Annotated in this window: 14 protein-coding genes; 5 read left to right on the top strand and 9 right to left on the bottom strand. The window is 67.4% G+C overall.

The features are described from left to right. Positions 1–3: 3 nt before the first annotated feature. Both thiD and lplT read right to left on the bottom strand, forming a co-directional pair. Complete coding sequence (thiD, locus tag ACTJLD_RS26995; protein ID WP_060311873.1) at positions 4–813, bottom strand: bifunctional hydroxymethylpyrimidine kinase/phosphomethylpyrimidine kinase; 810 nt, start codon at positions 811–813, stop codon at positions 4–6. 58 nt (positions 814–871) lie between these two features. After that, complete coding sequence (gene lplT / locus ACTJLD_RS26990; protein WP_027787074.1) at positions 872–2,179, bottom strand: lysophospholipid transporter LplT; 1,308 nt, start codon at positions 2,177–2,179, stop codon at positions 872–874. 218 nt (positions 2,180–2,397) lie between these two features. Between lplT and alr the strand changes: the two genes are divergently transcribed. The 3 genes from alr to ACTJLD_RS26975 all read left to right on the top strand — a co-directional run bounded on the left by alr (position 2,398) and on the right by ACTJLD_RS26975 (position 5,269). Next, positions 2,398–3,468, top strand: coding sequence for an alanine racemase (gene alr, locus ACTJLD_RS26985; protein ID WP_021159086.1), 1,071 nt, complete (start codon positions 2,398–2,400; stop codon positions 3,466–3,468). Positions 3,469–3,479: 11 nt separating this feature from the next. Then, entirely contained in the window at positions 3,480–4,856 is a 1,377-nt protein-coding gene (radA, locus tag ACTJLD_RS26980) for a DNA repair protein RadA (protein WP_027787075.1), read from the top strand. A 146-nt stretch (positions 4,857–5,002) separates the two neighbouring features. Next, positions 5,003–5,269, top strand: coding sequence for a DUF2866 domain-containing protein (locus tag ACTJLD_RS26975; protein WP_021159088.1), 267 nt, complete (start codon positions 5,003–5,005; stop codon positions 5,267–5,269). 202 nt (positions 5,270–5,471) lie between these two features. On the opposite strand, the gene ACTJLD_RS26970 is transcribed toward ACTJLD_RS26975, so the two are convergent. Further along, a complete protein-coding gene (locus tag ACTJLD_RS26970) occupies positions 5,472–7,403 on the bottom strand; it encodes an ATP-binding cassette domain-containing protein (RefSeq protein ID WP_042974800.1) in 1,932 nt (643 codons plus the stop codon). A gap of 136 nt (positions 7,404–7,539) precedes the next feature. Here ACTJLD_RS26970 and ACTJLD_RS26965 point away from each other — a divergent pair, with 136 nt between their 5' ends. After that, complete coding sequence (locus tag ACTJLD_RS26965; RefSeq protein ID WP_027787077.1) at positions 7,540–8,019, top strand: glutathione peroxidase; 480 nt, start codon at positions 7,540–7,542, stop codon at positions 8,017–8,019. A 63-nt stretch (positions 8,020–8,082) separates the two neighbouring features. On the opposite strand, the gene cls is transcribed toward ACTJLD_RS26965, so the two are convergent. The 6 genes from cls to dapC form a co-directional block, all read right to left on the bottom strand. Continuing rightward, positions 8,083–9,522, bottom strand: coding sequence for a cardiolipin synthase (cls, locus tag ACTJLD_RS26960; protein ID WP_059694711.1), 1,440 nt, complete (start codon positions 9,520–9,522; stop codon positions 8,083–8,085). 108 nt (positions 9,523–9,630) lie between these two features. Then, entirely contained in the window at positions 9,631–10,539 is a 909-nt protein-coding gene (prmB, locus tag ACTJLD_RS26955) for a 50S ribosomal protein L3 N(5)-glutamine methyltransferase (RefSeq protein ID WP_027787079.1), read from the bottom strand. A gap of 11 nt (positions 10,540–10,550) precedes the next feature. After that, positions 10,551–11,690, bottom strand: a complete 1,140-nt coding sequence (gene dapE, locus ACTJLD_RS26950) for a succinyl-diaminopimelate desuccinylase (protein ID WP_060084331.1) — start codon at positions 11,688–11,690, stop codon at positions 10,551–10,553. A gap of 90 nt (positions 11,691–11,780) precedes the next feature. Continuing rightward, positions 11,781–12,149: an ArsC family reductase gene (locus tag ACTJLD_RS26945; protein WP_006478478.1), complete on the bottom strand. Its 369-nt coding sequence runs from the start codon at positions 12,147–12,149 to the stop codon at positions 11,781–11,783. After that, positions 12,149–12,976 carry a 2,3,4,5-tetrahydropyridine-2,6-dicarboxylate N-succinyltransferase gene (gene dapD / locus ACTJLD_RS26940; RefSeq protein ID WP_014896723.1) on the bottom strand — a complete coding sequence of 276 codons (828 nt, stop codon included), beginning with the start codon at positions 12,974–12,976 and terminating at the stop codon, positions 12,149–12,151. Before dapD ends, ACTJLD_RS26945 begins: the two co-directional genes overlap by 1 nt. Positions 12,977–13,020: 44 nt before the next feature. Continuing rightward, positions 13,021–14,253, bottom strand: coding sequence for a succinyldiaminopimelate transaminase (gene dapC / locus ACTJLD_RS26935; RefSeq protein ID WP_440659985.1), 1,233 nt, complete (start codon positions 14,251–14,253; stop codon positions 13,021–13,023). 159 nt (positions 14,254–14,412) lie between these two features. Here dapC and ACTJLD_RS26930 point away from each other — a divergent pair, with 159 nt between their 5' ends. Next, positions 14,413–15,354, top strand: coding sequence for a DMT family transporter (locus ACTJLD_RS26930; RefSeq protein ID WP_027787082.1), 942 nt, complete (start codon positions 14,413–14,415; stop codon positions 15,352–15,354). Positions 15,355–15,416: the final 62 nt, after the last annotated feature.

Here is a 15,416-nt window from a genome sequence, read left to right as displayed (position 1 = left end):
CGCTCACCACCAGCGATGGAAGTGATGGACGGGGCCGACGCCGTGGCCGACGTCGAGGTGGCCGCTCGCGGCGATCGCGCCGGTCAGGTAGGTCTTGGCTTCGCGCACCGCGCTTTCGAGGTCGGGCTGTTGCGGAAGCAGCGCGGCGATCGCCGACGACAGCGTGCAGCCGGTGCCGTGCGTGTTGCTGACCGGTACGCGTGCACCGTCGAGCCGCACGGTGCGCGCCGCTTCGACGAGCCAGTCGGGGCTCGCGGACGCGTCCGGCAGGTGGCCGCCTTTCATCAGTACGGCACGCGCGCCCGTCTGTAGCAGGGCCCGGCCTTGCCGGACCATGTCGTCTTCCGTGGTGGCGGGCACGTCGTTCAGCAGCGCGGCCGCTTCGGGCAGGTTCGGCGTCACGACCGTCGCGAGCGGCAGCAGCGCATCGCGCAACGCGTCGACGGCGTCGGGCGCCAGCAGCGCGTGCGAGCTCTTCGAGATCATCACCGTGTCGAGTACGACGAAGCGTGGCGTATAACGCCGCAGCGCGTCGGCGACCGCGTGCACAATCGCGGCATTCGCGAGCATCCCGATCTTGACCGCATCGATGCGGATGTCGCTGAACACCGCGTCGAGCTGTGCGGTCACGAACGCCGCGTCCGGCGCATGCACGCCCGTTACGCCGCGGGTGTTCTGGGCGGTCAGCGCGGTGATCGCGCTGGCGCCGTAGGCGCCCAGCGCGGAGAACGTTTTCAGGTCGGCCTGGATGCCTGCGCCGCCGCCCGAATCGGAGCCGGCGATCGTCAGGATGTTGGGTATCGGGTGCGTCATCGGGGCAATGCGCCGGTTCGGAGACCGGCGCCGGCGGACGGGAACGGGAAGTGTAGCGTCAGTGCCGCGATTCGCCGATCAGCGCGACCGAGTCGAACTGGCGCTGGTTTGCCTGGTGGCGGCGCATCACGAGCCACATCGTCAGGCAGACGAACGTACCGAACAGGACGATCACGACGCCGACCGGTACGTCGAGCCACACGAGCACTGCATACAGGCACAGCATCACGAGCACCGACAGGTTCTCGTTGAAGTTCTGCACCGCGATCGAGTGGCCGGCCGACAGCAGCACGTGGCCGCGATGCTGCAGCAGCGCGTTCATCGGAACGACGAAGTAACCGGACAGCGCGCCCACGCACATCAGGAAGATGTACGCGATGATCAGGTACACAGGCATGCGCAGGTGGCCGAAGTGCACGGCCCAGTGCGGCGGAAACAGGTCGCGCGTGTAGAACGCCATCAGCATCACCGCGATGCCCATGACGATGCCGACGGGCAACACGGTCAGCGACTTCTTCAACGGGATCCGGGCCGCGGCGGCGATTGCGCCGGCCGCGACGCCGACGGCGACCACGGCCTGGAGGATCGCGCCTTCCGACAGCGACATGCCGAGCGAGACTTCAGCCCACTTCAGCACGATGAACTGCAGCGTCGCACCCGCACCCCAGAACAGCGTCGTGACCGCCAGCGAGATCTGGCCGAGCTTGTCGCGCCACAGCACCATGAAGCAGTCGGCGAAATCGGTGAGGAGCTTGACCGGGCCGCGTTCCTGCTTCGGGTAGCGGGCGCCGGTATCGGGGATGCGCAGGTTGAACAGCGCGGCGACCACGTAGATCGCCATGATGATCGCCATCGCCGCTTCGGCGGGCGTGCCGATCCAGGCGGGGGTGTGCGCGATCACGTGCGACGCGATGTGCGGGCTGATCAGCGCACCGCCGAGCACGGTGCCGAGGATGATCGAGCTGACGGTCGTGCCTTCGATCCAGCCGTTGGCGGCGACCAGCCGGTCGGCCGGCAGCAGCTCGGTGAGAATGCCGTATTTCGCGGGCGAGTAGGCTGCCGCGCCGAAGCCGACGATCCCGTACGCGATCAGCGGGTGGGCGCCGAACAGCATGATCATGCAGCCGACCACCTTGATCGAGTTGGTGATGAACATCACGCGGCCCTTCGGGCGTGAATCCGCGAACGCACCGACATACGCCGCCAGCACCACATAGGACAACACGAAGAACAGCTTCAACAGCGGTGTCATCCAGTTGGGGGCGTGAAGGTCTTTCAGCAGGGCGATGGCGGCGATGAGGAGCGCATTGTCGGCCAGCGACGAGAAAAACTGCGCGGCCATGATGGTGTAAAAACCTTTTTTCATCTGATGCGATGCTTTCGTCGCTGCGGCAGGGCCGCGTAGGCCGCCTGGTATGCGATCGGCTTATTCCGTTCGAAATGGGTTGTGCGCACGGCTTTATAACATGAAAATACGCCAATTCGGACTAGCAAGATTCCCCGATCGTTCCGCAAGTTGTCGGCTTCAGTGCTCAAAAGGCGCGGTAAGCTGATGATTCGCAAGCGTCTTTACGTAAATTTCCCATGCCGCGCCCGATCTCCGCCACCATCCACACCGCCGCTCTCGCGAACAATCTCTCCGTCGTCCGCCGCTTTGCCGGCCCGTCCAAGGTCTGGGCGGTCGTCAAGGCGAACGCGTACGGGCACGGTCTCGCCCGCGCGTTTCCGGGCCTGCGCGGCACCGACGGCTTCGGCCTGCTCGACCTCGACGAGGCAGTCAAGCTGCGCGAGCTCGGCTGGGCCGGCCCGATCCTGCTGCTGGAGGGGTTCTTCCGCTCGACCGACATCGACGTGATCGACCGCTACAGCCTGACGACGACCGTCCACAACGACGAGCAGATGCGGATGCTGGAAACGGCGCGGCTGTCGAAACCCGTCAACGTGCAGCTCAAGATGAACAGCGGGATGAACCGGCTCGGCTACCTGCCGGAGAAATACCGCGCCGCGTGGGAGCGCGCCCGTGCGTGCCCTGGCATCGGCCAGATCACGTTGATGACCCATTTTTCGGATGCGGACAACGAGCGCGGCGTCGCCGAGCAGCTCGCGACGTTCGAGCGCGGCGCGGAAAACATCGCCGGCGCGCGCAGTCTCGCGAACTCGGCCGCCGTGCTGTGGCATCCGGACACGCATTTCGACTGGGTGCGCCCGGGGATCGTGCTGTACGGCGCGTCGCCGTCGGGGCTGTCGTCCGACATCGCCGACACGGGGCTGAAGCCGGCGATGACGCTCGCGTCCGAACTGATCGCGGTGCAGACGATCGCGAAGGGCCAGGCGATCGGCTACGGCTCGACGTTTTCCGCGCAGGCGCCGATGCGGATCGGCGTGGTCGCATGCGGTTATGCGGACGGCTATCCGCGGGTCGCGCCCGAAGGCACGCCCGTGATCGTCGACGGCATCCGCACGCGGATCGTCGGTCGCGTGTCGATGGACATGATTACCGTCGACCTGACCCCGTGCCCGCAAGCCGGCGTCGGCGCGCGGGTCGAGCTGTGGGGCAATGCATTGCCGATCGACGACGTCGCCCGCCATTGCGGCACGATCGGTTACGAGCTGATGTGTGCAGTCGCCGGCCGCGTGCCCGTGCGCGCGGAATAAGGGCGTCGCGCGTGGCCAAACAGAAAACCGTATACGTCTGCAGCGAGTGCGGCGGACAGACCCCGAAGTGGCAAGGGCAATGCCCGTCGTGCCAGGCCTGGAATACGCTCGTCGAATCGGTTCCTGAAACGCCGTCGGCCCATCGTTTCCAGTCGCTCGCGAAGCGTGCGCCCGTGCAGCGTCTCGTCGACATCGAAGCAGCCGACGTGCCGCGCTTCTCCACCGGCATCGGCGAATTCGACCGCGTGCTCGGCGGCGGGCTCGTGCCGGGCGGCGTCGTACTGATCGGCGGCGATCCGGGTATCGGCAAATCGACGCTGCTGCTGCAATCGCTCGCGGACATCGCGAGCGAGCGGCGCGCGCTCTATATCAGCGGCGAGGAATCGGCTGCGCAGATCGCGTTGCGCGCGCAACGGCTTGCGCTGCTCGACGGCGGCGCGCCGGCAGACGAACTGAAGCTGCTCGCCGAGATCCAGCTCGAGAAGATCCAGGCCGCGATCGACACGGAACGGCCGGACGTGGCCGTGATCGACTCGATCCAGACCGTCTATTCGGAAGCGCTCACGTCGGCCCCCGGCTCCGTCGCGCAGGTGCGCGAATGCGCGGCGCAGCTCACGCGCATCGCGAAGCAGTCGGGCACCGCGATCATCATGGTCGGGCACGTGACGAAGGAGGGCAATCTGGCCGGCCCGCGCGTGCTCGAGCACATCGTCGACACGGTGCTGTACTTCGAAGGCGACACGCACTCGTCGTTCCGGCTCGTGCGCGCGTTCAAGAACCGCTTCGGCGCGGTCAACGAACTCGGTGTGTTCGCGATGACGGAGCGCGGGCTGCGCGGCGTCGCGAATCCGTCCGCACTGTTCCTGTCGCAGCACGAGCAGGTCGTGCCCGGCTCGTGCGTGCTCGTTACACAGGAGGGCACGCGCCCGCTGCTCGTCGAAGTCCAGGCGCTCGTCGACACCGCGCACGTGCCGAACCCGCGCCGGCTCGCGGTCGGCCTCGAACAGAACCGGCTCGCGATGCTGCTCGCGGTGCTGCACCGTCATGCGGGCATCGCGTGCTTCGACCAGGACGTGTTCCTCAATGCGGTGGGCGGCGTGAAGATCACCGAGCCGGCCGCCGACCTCGCGGTGCTGCTCGCGATCCATTCGTCGATGCGCAACAAGGCGCTGCCGAAGGGGCTGATCGTGTTCGGCGAAGTGGGGCTGGCGGGCGAGATCCGGCCGTCGCCGCGCGGGCAGGAGCGGCTGCGCGAGGCCGCGAAGCTCGGTTTCACGTCCGCGTTGATCCCGAAGGCGAACGCGCCGAAGCAGCCGATCGAAGGGCTGAACGTGATGGCCGTCGATCGGCTCGAGCAGGCGATCGACCGCGTGCGCGATCTCGAGTGACCGGCTGCACGGGCACGCGGGCCGGGCCTGCCGGCGATCTGGCGCGTAATTCGTTGTAAAGAATATGTAGGCTTCTGTAACCCGCCGGACATCGCTTTTCCCTATCCTTGGCCGGATTGTCGAACCGCGCAATGCGAAGGGAACCTATGTTGAAATCCTATGGGGAAGCGCCGGGCGGACGCCTTTACAACCTGCGCGGCTGCCGCGTGTCGGAGCCGATTCGGCAACCCTGGGGCGGTGGATGCCGGATCGTCGAATGGATCGACGAAGAGGGGCGTCTCGCGCGCAAGGTCGTGTCCGAGGACGTGACGGAAGCGGAAGTCGCTGCCGCGATCCGGCGGCCGACCGAAGGGCGCCGGTACCTGATGGGCGACGACGAGCAGATGCCGCGCGATACGCTGCCGCGACGCTGAGCCGGCAGCCTGGCGGATGGCCGGCGAACCGGGTGACGACGGTAGTGAATGAACAGGCCGGGACCGTGTGCCCGGCCTTGTCGTATCCGCGCCCGAAGAAGGACGGATAGGCCTGTCGAGGTGTCGCGATATCAAGGTGCTGCGGTGCCGAGGCAGCCGGCACGCCGGGCTGGCGTACCGGCCGGTTGTGCCGCGACAGCGGTCAGCCGATCTGCTCGAGCTCTTCCTGCGCGGCAAGCCAGTCGGCCTCGACCGTCTCGAGACGCGTGTTGACGTCCCCGAGCTTGCGGATCGCATCCGTCAGCTCCGTCTTGCGCTCGGCTTCGTAGCTCGCCGGATCGGCGACGAATGCGTCGAGGCGTGCCTTCTCCGCGTGCAGCGTCTCCATTTCCTTTTCGAGCTTCGTGATACGCGTTTGCAGCGGCTTCTTCAGCACCGACAGGCGCTGCCGTTCCTCGGCGGCCTGACGCTTCTGGTCCTTGCGGTTGGCCGCGGCACCCGCGCCCGACGAAGCCGCGCTGTCCGCCTTCGCGGCGGCGCGCTGCTCGGCCGCGTGCTGCAGCAACCAGTCGCGGTAGTCGTCGAGGTCGCCGTCGAACGGCTGCAGCCGGTGCTTCGCGACCAGCATGAACTGGTCGGTCGTCGCGCGCAGCAGGTGGCGGTCGTGCGAGACGAGGATCAGCGTGCCCTCGAACTGCGCGAGCGCCATCGTCAGCGCATGGCGCGTTTCGAGGTCGAGGTGGTTGGTCGGTTCGTCGAGCAGCAGCAGGTTCGGTTTCTGCCAGATGATCAGCGCGAGCGCGAGGCGTGCCTTTTCGCCGCCCGAAAACGGCCCGACCGGGCTGGTGGCCATGTCGCCCGAAAAGTTGAAGCCGCCGAGGAAGTCGCGCAGTTCCTGCTCGCGCGTGTCGGGCGCGAGCCGCGCCAGATGCGCCAGCGGCGAATCGTCCTCACGCAGCGTTTCGAGCTGGTGCTGCGCGAAATAGCCGATCGTCAGCCCCTTGCCGTCGCGGACGTGCCCCGACAGCGGCGCGAGCGTGCCGGCCAGCGTCTTGATCAGCGTCGACTTGCCCTGGCCGTTCGCGCCGAGCAGGCCGATGCGCTGGCCGTTCTGGATCGACAGCGCGACGCGCTCGACGATCGGGATCTCCGCTCCGCCGTCGGCGTGGTAGCCGCAGCGGACGTCTTCCATCACCATCATCGGGTTCGGCGCGGCATCGGGTGTGCGGAATTCGAACGTGAACGGCGACGCGATGTGTGCGGGCGCGATCAGCTCCATCTTCTCGAGCGCCTTCATCCGGCTCTGCGCCTGCTTGGCCTTGGTCGCCTTGGCCTTGAAGCGGTCGACGAAGCTCTGCAGGTGCTCGATCGTCTTCTGCTGCTTTTCGTAGGCGCTTTGCTGCAGCGCCAGTTGCTGCGCGCGCAGCACTTCGAACTGCGAGTAGTTGCCGCCGTAGCGCTTCACCTGGCGGTTTTCCAGGTGCAGCGTGACATTGCAGATCGAATCGAGGAATTCGCGGTCGTGCGAGATCACGACGAGCGTGCCGGGGTAGCGGTGCAGCCAGTCTTCGAGCCAGACGATCGCGTCGAGGTCGAGGTGGTTCGTCGGTTCGTCGAGCAGCAGCAGGTCGGAGCGGCACATCAGCGCCTGCGCGAGATTCAGGCGCATGCGCCAGCCGCCGGAGAAGCTGGCGACGGATTCGCGCGTCTGCGCGAGCGTGAAGCCGAGACCGAGCAGCAGCGCCTCGGCACGGGCCGGCGCGGTGTAGCCGTCGGCGTCGGCGAACGCCGCGTGCGCGTCGGCTTCGGCGGCGCCGTCATGCGCGGCGGACGCGGCGGCGATGCGCGCCTCGATCTCGCGCAGCGCGGCGTCGCCGTCGAGCGTGTAGTCGAGCGCCGAGCGGTCGACGGCGGGCGTTTCCTGCGACACGTGGGCGATCCGCCACGACGGCGGCATCGAGAAATCGCCGCCGTCGGAGTGCAGCTCGCCGCGCAGGACCGAGAACAGCGTCGACTTGCCGGCGCCGTTCGCGCCGATCAGGCCGGCTTTCTCGCCGGGATTGAGTACGAAGGAGGTCGACTCGAACAGCGGCTTGGTGCCGCGCGCAAGGCTGAACTGATTGAAACGGATCACGGCGGAAATGACTGGCCAAAACCGCTATTCTAGACTGCGCGCCGCCTGCGCCGGGCATTGGCCGTTCGGCGGATGCCGCAATGGCGCAATTTCGCCTAGACTCCACGTCGATCCGGTTTCGTAAAAGGAGTGCCCGATGTCCACCCTGTATTCGTTCAGCGCAGAGACGCTTGCCGGCGCGCCGGCCTCGCTCGACGCGTATCGCGGCAAGGTGCTGCTGATCGTCAACACCGCGAGCGAGTGTGGTTTCACGCCGCAGTACGCGGGCCTGCAGAAGCTGTACGACCAGTACGCGGCGCGTGGCTTCTATGTGCTCGGCTTTCCGTGCAACCAGTTCGGCAAGCAGGAGCCCGGCGACGCCGCGCAGATCGGCGCGTTCTGCGAGCGCAATTACGGCGTCACGTTCCCGATGTTCGCGAAGATCGACGTGAAGGGCGACCATGCGCATCCGCTGTACCGCTACCTGACCGATGAGGCGCCCGGCATTCTCGGCCTCAAGGCGATCAAGTGGAACTTCACGAAATTCCTGATCGATCGCGAAGGGCGCATCGTCAAGCGCTATGCGCCATCCACCAAGCCGGACGAAATCGCCGCGGATATCGACAAGCTGCTGTGACGGCTGCCGGCGGCGTTCGCGGCGCCGGTGCGGGTCGCCCGCCCGCCGCCGCGGTCCCGGCCGTCAGAGGATCGGTGCGAACAGTCGCGCGACGTGCATCGCGATGCGTCGCCAGGCAGGCGAGCGGCGGTATTCGTTCGCATCGACCTCGTACGCCTGTGCGAAGTCGGCAACGAGCATCGTCTCGACCTCGTCGGCGAATGCGCGGTCGACGGTCAGCACCATGATCTCGAAATTGAGGCGGAACGAGCGGTTGTCGAGATTCGCGCTGCCGATCGCCGCTGCGATGCGGTCGATCAGCACGACCTTCTGGTGCAGGAAGCCGGGCCGGTAGCGGAATACCTTCACGCCTGCATCGATCAGATCGCGCGCGTACAGCTTCGACGCCTCGAATACCACGTAGTGATCGCGCCGGCTCGGAATCAGGATGCGCACGTCGACGCCGCGCATGACGGCGAGCTTCAGCGCGGAGATCACGGCTTCGTCGGGAACGAGGTACGGCGTGGTGATCCAGACCCGTTCGCGCGCGGCGTTGATCGCCTCGACGAAGAACAGCGAGCCCGTCTCCTGCTTGTCGGCCGGCCCCATCGGCACGGCGAGGCAATGCATGTTGTCGCCCGGCTGCGCGGGCGGCGGCATCGCGAGCGGCGGCAGCTTCTGCGTCGCCCAGTGCCAGTCTTCGGCGAACACGTACTGGATGCTCGCGACCACGGGGCCGCGTATCTCGATGTGCGTGTCGCGCCACGGCGACAGGCGCGGCTTCGCCCCGAGATATTCGACGCCGACGTTGTGGCCGCCGACGAACGCGCGATTGCCGTCGACGACGACGATCTTGCGGTGGTTGCGGAAGTTGAGCTGGAAACGGTTGACGAACTTCCGGTTGGTCGCGAACGGATGAACCTCGACGCCGCCCCGGCGCAATGTGTCGACGTAGCTGTGCGGCAAGTCGAAGCTGCCGATGCTGTCGTACAGGAGGCAGCAGCGCACGCCGGCTGCCGCACGCGCGAGCAGCGAGTCGCGCAGCATCCGGCCGAGCGCATCGTCGCGCACGATGAAGAACTGCACCACCACGTAATCGCGCGCGGCGTCGATTGCGGCCAGGATCGCCGAGAACGTCGCATCGCCGTTCACGAGCGTGCGCACCGAATTGCCGCCGAGGAACGGCATGCCGCCGAGCCGCGTGAGCGCGAGCACCGCGGCCTGGCCGATCGCGTCGGCGGCCGGCCCGTCGGTCGCGTCGGTGCTGAGCCAGGGCGAGCGGGGTGTGTGCATGCGCAACATTTCCAGCTCGTGGCGCCGGGCATCGACGTAGCCGGAGAACTTGCTGCGACCGAGGAACAGGTATGGAACGAGCGTCAGGTACGGCATGGCCGCAAGCGAGACGGCCCATGCGATCGCGCCTTGCGACGTGCGCGTGTTCATGATCGCGTGGCACGCCGCGACGATCCCGAGCACATGGATGGTCAGGATCAGGGTGCCGAGATGTAGCCAGTCGAGGGTCATGGGCGCGTGACGGACTCCTGAGGTCGCGCGGCCGGGCGGCCGCCTACGCGCATCTTACCCAACCGTGCGGCGCAATGGTGCGCCGCACGGCGGGCGTGCCGGAAAGGCTCAGGCCTTGCGCGGCAGGTCGGACGCCTGGATCAGGAAGACAGCGTCGTCGCCCGCGCTGGTGGGCAGCCACGTGAGTTCGAGGCCGCCGAACGCGGCTTCGACGTTCTCGCGCTCGTTGCCGATCTCGACGACGAGCACGCCGTCGTCGTGCAGCCAGCGATGGGCTTCGGCGACGATGCGTCGTACGATGTCCATCCCGTCATCGCCACCCGCGAGCGCCATCTCCGGCTCGTGACGGTACTCGGGCGGCAGTGCGGCCATCGACGAGGCATTCACGTACGGCGGGTTCGTCAGGATCACGTCGTAACGCGTGCCCGGGTCGGTGCGGAACGCGGGCAGCGGTGCGTAGAGGTCGCCGCGGTGCAGTGCGACGCGGTCTTCGAGGCCGTAGTCGCGCACGTTGATCTCGGCGACTTCGAGGGCCTTGTCGGACAGGTCGACCGCGTCGATCTCGGCATTCGGGAACGCGCTCGCCGCGAGGATCGCGAGGCAGCCCGAGCCCGTGCACAGCTCGAGCACGGCGCCGACCTGTTCGGGATCGGCGACGTACGGCTGCAGCCCGTCGTCGAGCAGTTCGCCGATGAACGAGCGCGGCACGATCACGCGTTCGTCGACGTAGAAGCGGTGGCCATGCATCCAGGCTTCATGCGTGAGGTACGCGGCCGGCACGCGGTCGGTCGCGCGCCGTTCGATCACCGCGAGCACGGCCGCGATTTCGTCGGGCAGGAGCCGTGCATCGAGGAACGGCTCGAGCGTGTCGAGCGGCAGTTCGAGCGTGCGCAGCACGAGATAGGCCGCTTCGTCGTACGCATTGTCGGAGCCGTGGCCGAACGCGAGCTTCGCCTTCGAAAAGCGCGTGACCGCGTAGCGCAGCAGGTCGCGAACAGTGGCAAAAGGTGTCGTCATGCGAGGCTCCATCAGGCGATCAGTTGTTCGAGCACGCGTCGGTACACGTTCTTCAGCGGATCGATGAAGCGCACTTCGATGTGCTCGTCGATCTTGTGGATGCTGCCGTTCGGCGGGCCGAACTCGATCACCTGCGGGCAGATGCGCGCGATGAAACGGCCGTCCGACGTGCCGCCCGTGGTCGACAGCTCGGTCGTGATGCCGGTCTCGGTGCGGATCGCGTTTTCCAGCGCGCCCGACAGCTCGCCACGCGGCGTGAGGAACGGCAGGCCGCTCACCGACCACTTCAGCGTGTATTCGAGGCCGTGCTTGTCGAGGATCGCGTGCACGCGCGCCTGCAGGCCCTCGACCGTGCTCGCGGTCGAGAAGCGGAAGTTGAACAGCAGGTCGGCGTGGCCGGGGATCACGTTGGTCGCGCCGGTGCCGGCGTGCAGGTTCGACACCTGCCAGGTGGTCGGCGGGAAGTATTCGTTGCCTTCGTCCCACTGCTCGGCGGCGAGCTCGGCGAGCGCCGGCGCGAGCAGGTGGATCGGGTTCTTCGCGAGGTGCGGATAGGCGATGTGGCCCTGTACGCCCTTGACGACCAGTTCGCCCGACATCGAGCCGCGGCGGCCGTTCTTGACGACGTCGCCGAGTTCGTTGGTCGACGTCGGTTCGCCGACGATGCAGTAGTCCATGCGTTCGCCGCGCGCTTCGAGCAGCTCGACGACCTTCACGGTGCCATCGGTGGCGGGGCCTTCCTCGTCGCTCGTGATCAGGAACGCGATCGCGCCGCGGTGGCCGGGGTGTGCCGCGACGAATTCCTCGGATGCGACGACGAACGCCGCGAGCGATGTCTTCATGTCGGCCGCGCCGCGGCCGTACAGCTTGCCGTCCCGATGGGCGGGGATGAACGGCGGCGAGCTCCATTGCTCGAGCGGGCCGGTCGGTACGACGTCGGTGTGGCCCGCGAAGGCGAGCAGCTTGCCGTCGCGGCCGTCGGCGCCGCGCTTGACGGCCCACAGGTTGGTCACGCCGTGCGACGCGATGGTCTCGCATTCGAAGCCGAGCGCGGCGAGGCGCTCGGTCAGGATCTGCTGGCAATGCTGGTCGTCGGGCGTGACGGACGCGCGGGCGATCAGCTGTTCGGTAAGGGCTAGGGTGGCGGACATGGTTCGGACCACTTTCGATAAAAAATGCCGGCGCGGTGGCCGGCAGCGACAAGACGTCGGGCTGCGCCGACAGGCGCAGCGCGGGCAGCCCTATGCGGCAAACAGCGCCGCGTATTGATCGGCCACGAAGCCGAGCGATTTCACGCGGCCGTTGACCACCAGCACGGGACGCTTGATGACCGACGGCTTGTGGATCATCAGCGCGACCGCGCCGGTCTTCGTTTCGGCGGCCGCCTTCATTGCGTCGTCGAGGCCGCGCCACGTGGTGCCGCGCTTGTTGACGAGTGCGTCGAGCGACACGTCCTTCAGCCAGTCTTCGATCAGCGGCGCGCTGACGCCGAGCTTCTTGAAGTCGTGGAACTCGAATTCGACGCCGTGATCGTCGAGCCACACGCGGGCCTTCTTCACGGTGTCGCAGTTCGGAATGCCGTAGACGACCACGGTGTGCGGCTTCGCCATCAGTCGCCTCGCAGCAGCTCGTTCAGGCCGACCTTCGCGCGCGTCTTCGCGTCGACCTTCTTGACGATCACCGCGCAATACAGGCTGTGCGAACCGTCCTTCGACGGCAGGTTGCCGGCGACGACGACCGAACCGGCCGGGATGCGGCCGTAGCTGACTTCGCCCGTCTCGCGATCGTAGATCTTCGTGCTCTGGCCGAGGTACACGCCCATCGAGATCACCGAGTTTTCCTCGACGATCACGCCTTCGACGACTTCCGAGCGGGCGCCGATGAAGCAGTTGTCTTCGATGATGACCGGGTTCGCCTGCAGCGGCTCGAGCACGCCGCCGATGCCGACGCCGCCCGACAGGTGCACGTTCTTGCCGATCTGCGCGCACGAACCGACCGTTGCCCACGTATCGACCATCGTGCCTTCGTCGACGTACGCGCCGATGTTGGTGTACGACGGCATCAGCACGACGTTCTTCGCGATGAACGAGCCGCGGCGCGCGATGGCCGGCGGGACGACGCGGAAGCCGCCTGCGGCGAAATCCTCTGCCGTGTAGTTCGCGAACTTCGACGGCACCTTGTCGTAGAACTGCGAGTAGCCGCCGGCGGGCATCGGCGCGTTGTCCTCCAGGCGGAACGACAGCAGCACGGCCTTCTTCAGCCACTGATGCACGGTCCAGTTGCCGTCGATCTTCTCGGCAACGCGCAGCGCGCCTTTGTCGAGCTGCTCGATCGCGTGCGCGACGGCTTCGCGGACGTCGGCCGGTGCGGCCTTCGGCGACAGCTCGGCGCGGTTGTCCCAGGCGGTATCGATGATTTGCTGAAGTTGTTGCGACATGTTCGTTTTCGCAGGAGATTGGATGGAATTGATCGGATGGACGATTACCGCGCGAGAGACCGGCAGAAATCGACGATGCGTTGCGCGCCCTCGACGCATTCGGGGGTGCCCGCGACGAGCGCGATCCGGATGAAATCGCGGCCCGGATTCGTGCCGTGCGCATCGCGCGCCAGGTACGAGCCGGGCAGAACCGTCACATTATAGTCGGCGTACAGGCGACGGGCGAACTCGGTGTCCGACAGGCCGGTGCGCGACACGTTGGCCCACAGGTAGAACGCCGCGTCGGGCAGCTTCACGTCGATCACGTCGGCGAGCATCGGCGTAACCGTGTTGAACTTCTGCAGGTACAGCGCGCGGTTCTCGCGCACGTGCGCCTCGTCGTTCCACGCGGCGATGCTCGCGTGCTGCCAGACCGGCGACAGCGCCGCGCCGTGGTACGTGCGGTACAGCAGGAATTTCTTCAGCAGCGCCGCGTCGCCGGCGACGAAACCCGAGCGCATGCCCGGCACGTTCGAGCGTTTCGACAGGCTCGACAGCATCACGAGCCGCTCGAAGCCGCGGCCGAGGCGGTGCGCGGCCTCGAGGCCGCCGAGCGGCGGTGCCGCTTCGTCGAAATAGATCTCCGAATAGCACTCGTCGGACGCGATCACGAAACCGTGGCGGTCGGACAGCGCGAACAGCTCGCGCCAGTCGTCGAGCGTCAGCACGGCGCCCGTCGGGTTGCCCGGCGAGCAGACGTACAGCAGCTGCGTGCGCGCCCAGACCGCGTCGGGCACCGACGCGTAGTCGCACGCGAAGTTGCGGGCCGGGTCGCTGTTCGCGAAATAGGGTTCGGCACCGGCCAGCAGCGCCGCGCCTTCGTAAATTTGATAGAAAGGATTCGGACAGAGTACGATCGCCTTCTCGCCCGTTTCGGACGGGCGTGCGTCGATCACCGTCTGGGCAAGCGAGAACAGCGCCTCGCGCGAGCCCGACACGGGCAGCACCTGCGTGGCCGGATCGATGGCCGGCAGCCCGTAGCGGCGCTCGAGCCAGTGCGCGATAGACGTACGCAGCGCGTCCGAGCCGGCGGTGGCCGGGTACGACGCGAGACCGTCGAGGGCGGCCACCACGGTGTCGCGGATCAGCGCCGGGGTCGCATGTTTGGGCTCGCCGATGCCGAAGCTGATCGGTTTGAGGGCGCCGGAAGGCGTCACGTCCTTGAACAGGGCGCGCAGCTTTTCGAAGGGATAGGGCTGGAGCGAGTCGAGTCGAGGGTTCACGGGCGAAGCGGCCATCGCGGCCGGTTGGAGCGAAAGAAGCGGCGGGCGCGCCGCGCGGCTGCGAACGGGCGCCGCGGGCGCACGGGTCGCAACGGGCGATTATAGCGTGACGGAACGCGGTCACGGCCTGCCGGAACGGCGGCCGGGCCGGTCGAATAAAGGGTATCGAACCAAATGAATAACGCGGTACGCGGCAGCCTGCCGACGCTGGCCATCCTGATCGGCGCCTCGGTATGGGGCCTGATCTGGTATCCGCTGCGGATCCTTGCGTCGCTCGGCGTGACGGGCACGCTCGCGAGCGCGCTGACGAGCCTCGTCGCGTTCCTGTTCGTGATCGTCGCGCGGCACCGCACGATCGCGACGCTGCGCTGGCACTGGGTGCTGGCCGGCATCGCGGTGACGGCCGGCGTGACGAACCTCGGGTTCGTGTGGGGCACGATCCACGGCGAAGTGCTGCGCGTGATGCTGCTGTTCTACCTGACCCCCGCGTGGACCGCGATCTACGCGCACTTCCTGCTGCGCGAGCGGCTGACCTGGGCCGGCGCGGGGCTCGCGGCGCTGTCGATCGGCGGCGCGATGCTGATGCTGTGGTCGCCGGCGCTCGGCCTGCCGCTGCCGGCCAGCCCGGCCGAATGGGCCGGCCTCGCTGCCGGGCTGAGTTTCGCGATGAGCAACGTGCTCGTGATCAAGGCGAGCCGCGAACTGCCGGAGATGCGCGCGGAGATGCGCACCGCGACGCTGTTCGGCGGCGCGGCCGTGTTCGGCGCGATCGCGTCGCTGTTCGAGGGGCTGCCGGCTGCGCCGGCGGGCGGCCAGCTCGGTGTCGCCGCGCTGATCATCGTCGCGATCGGCGTGACGATGGCGTCGAACAACCTGCTCGTGCAGTACGGGCTCGCGCGTGTGCCGGCGAACCGTGCGTCGATCATCATGCTGTTCGAGATCGTGATCACCGCGCTGTCGGCGTGGGTGTTCGCGAACGAGCTGCCGACCGCGCGCGAGTGGGCGGGCGGCGCATGCATCGTGCTGGCCACGCTGCTGTCGAGCCGGGTCCATCGTGCCGCGCCGGCACCGGACAAACCCGGCGACGGTCGGGACGGTGCACGCGCGATGGTATGATGGAAGCCGTTTGCGGGGCCCAACGCTGGATGCGCGCGGCCCCGCTTTTGAATTCCGGGGCG

It is taken from the genome of Burkholderia sp. 22088 (assembly GCF_052045915.1).
GTDB classification, from domain to species: Bacteria; Pseudomonadota; Gammaproteobacteria; order Burkholderiales; family Burkholderiaceae; genus Burkholderia; species Burkholderia cepacia.
The sequence above is the reverse complement of the archived record's forward strand: the minus strand, read 5'-3'. Positions and strand labels throughout refer to the sequence as shown.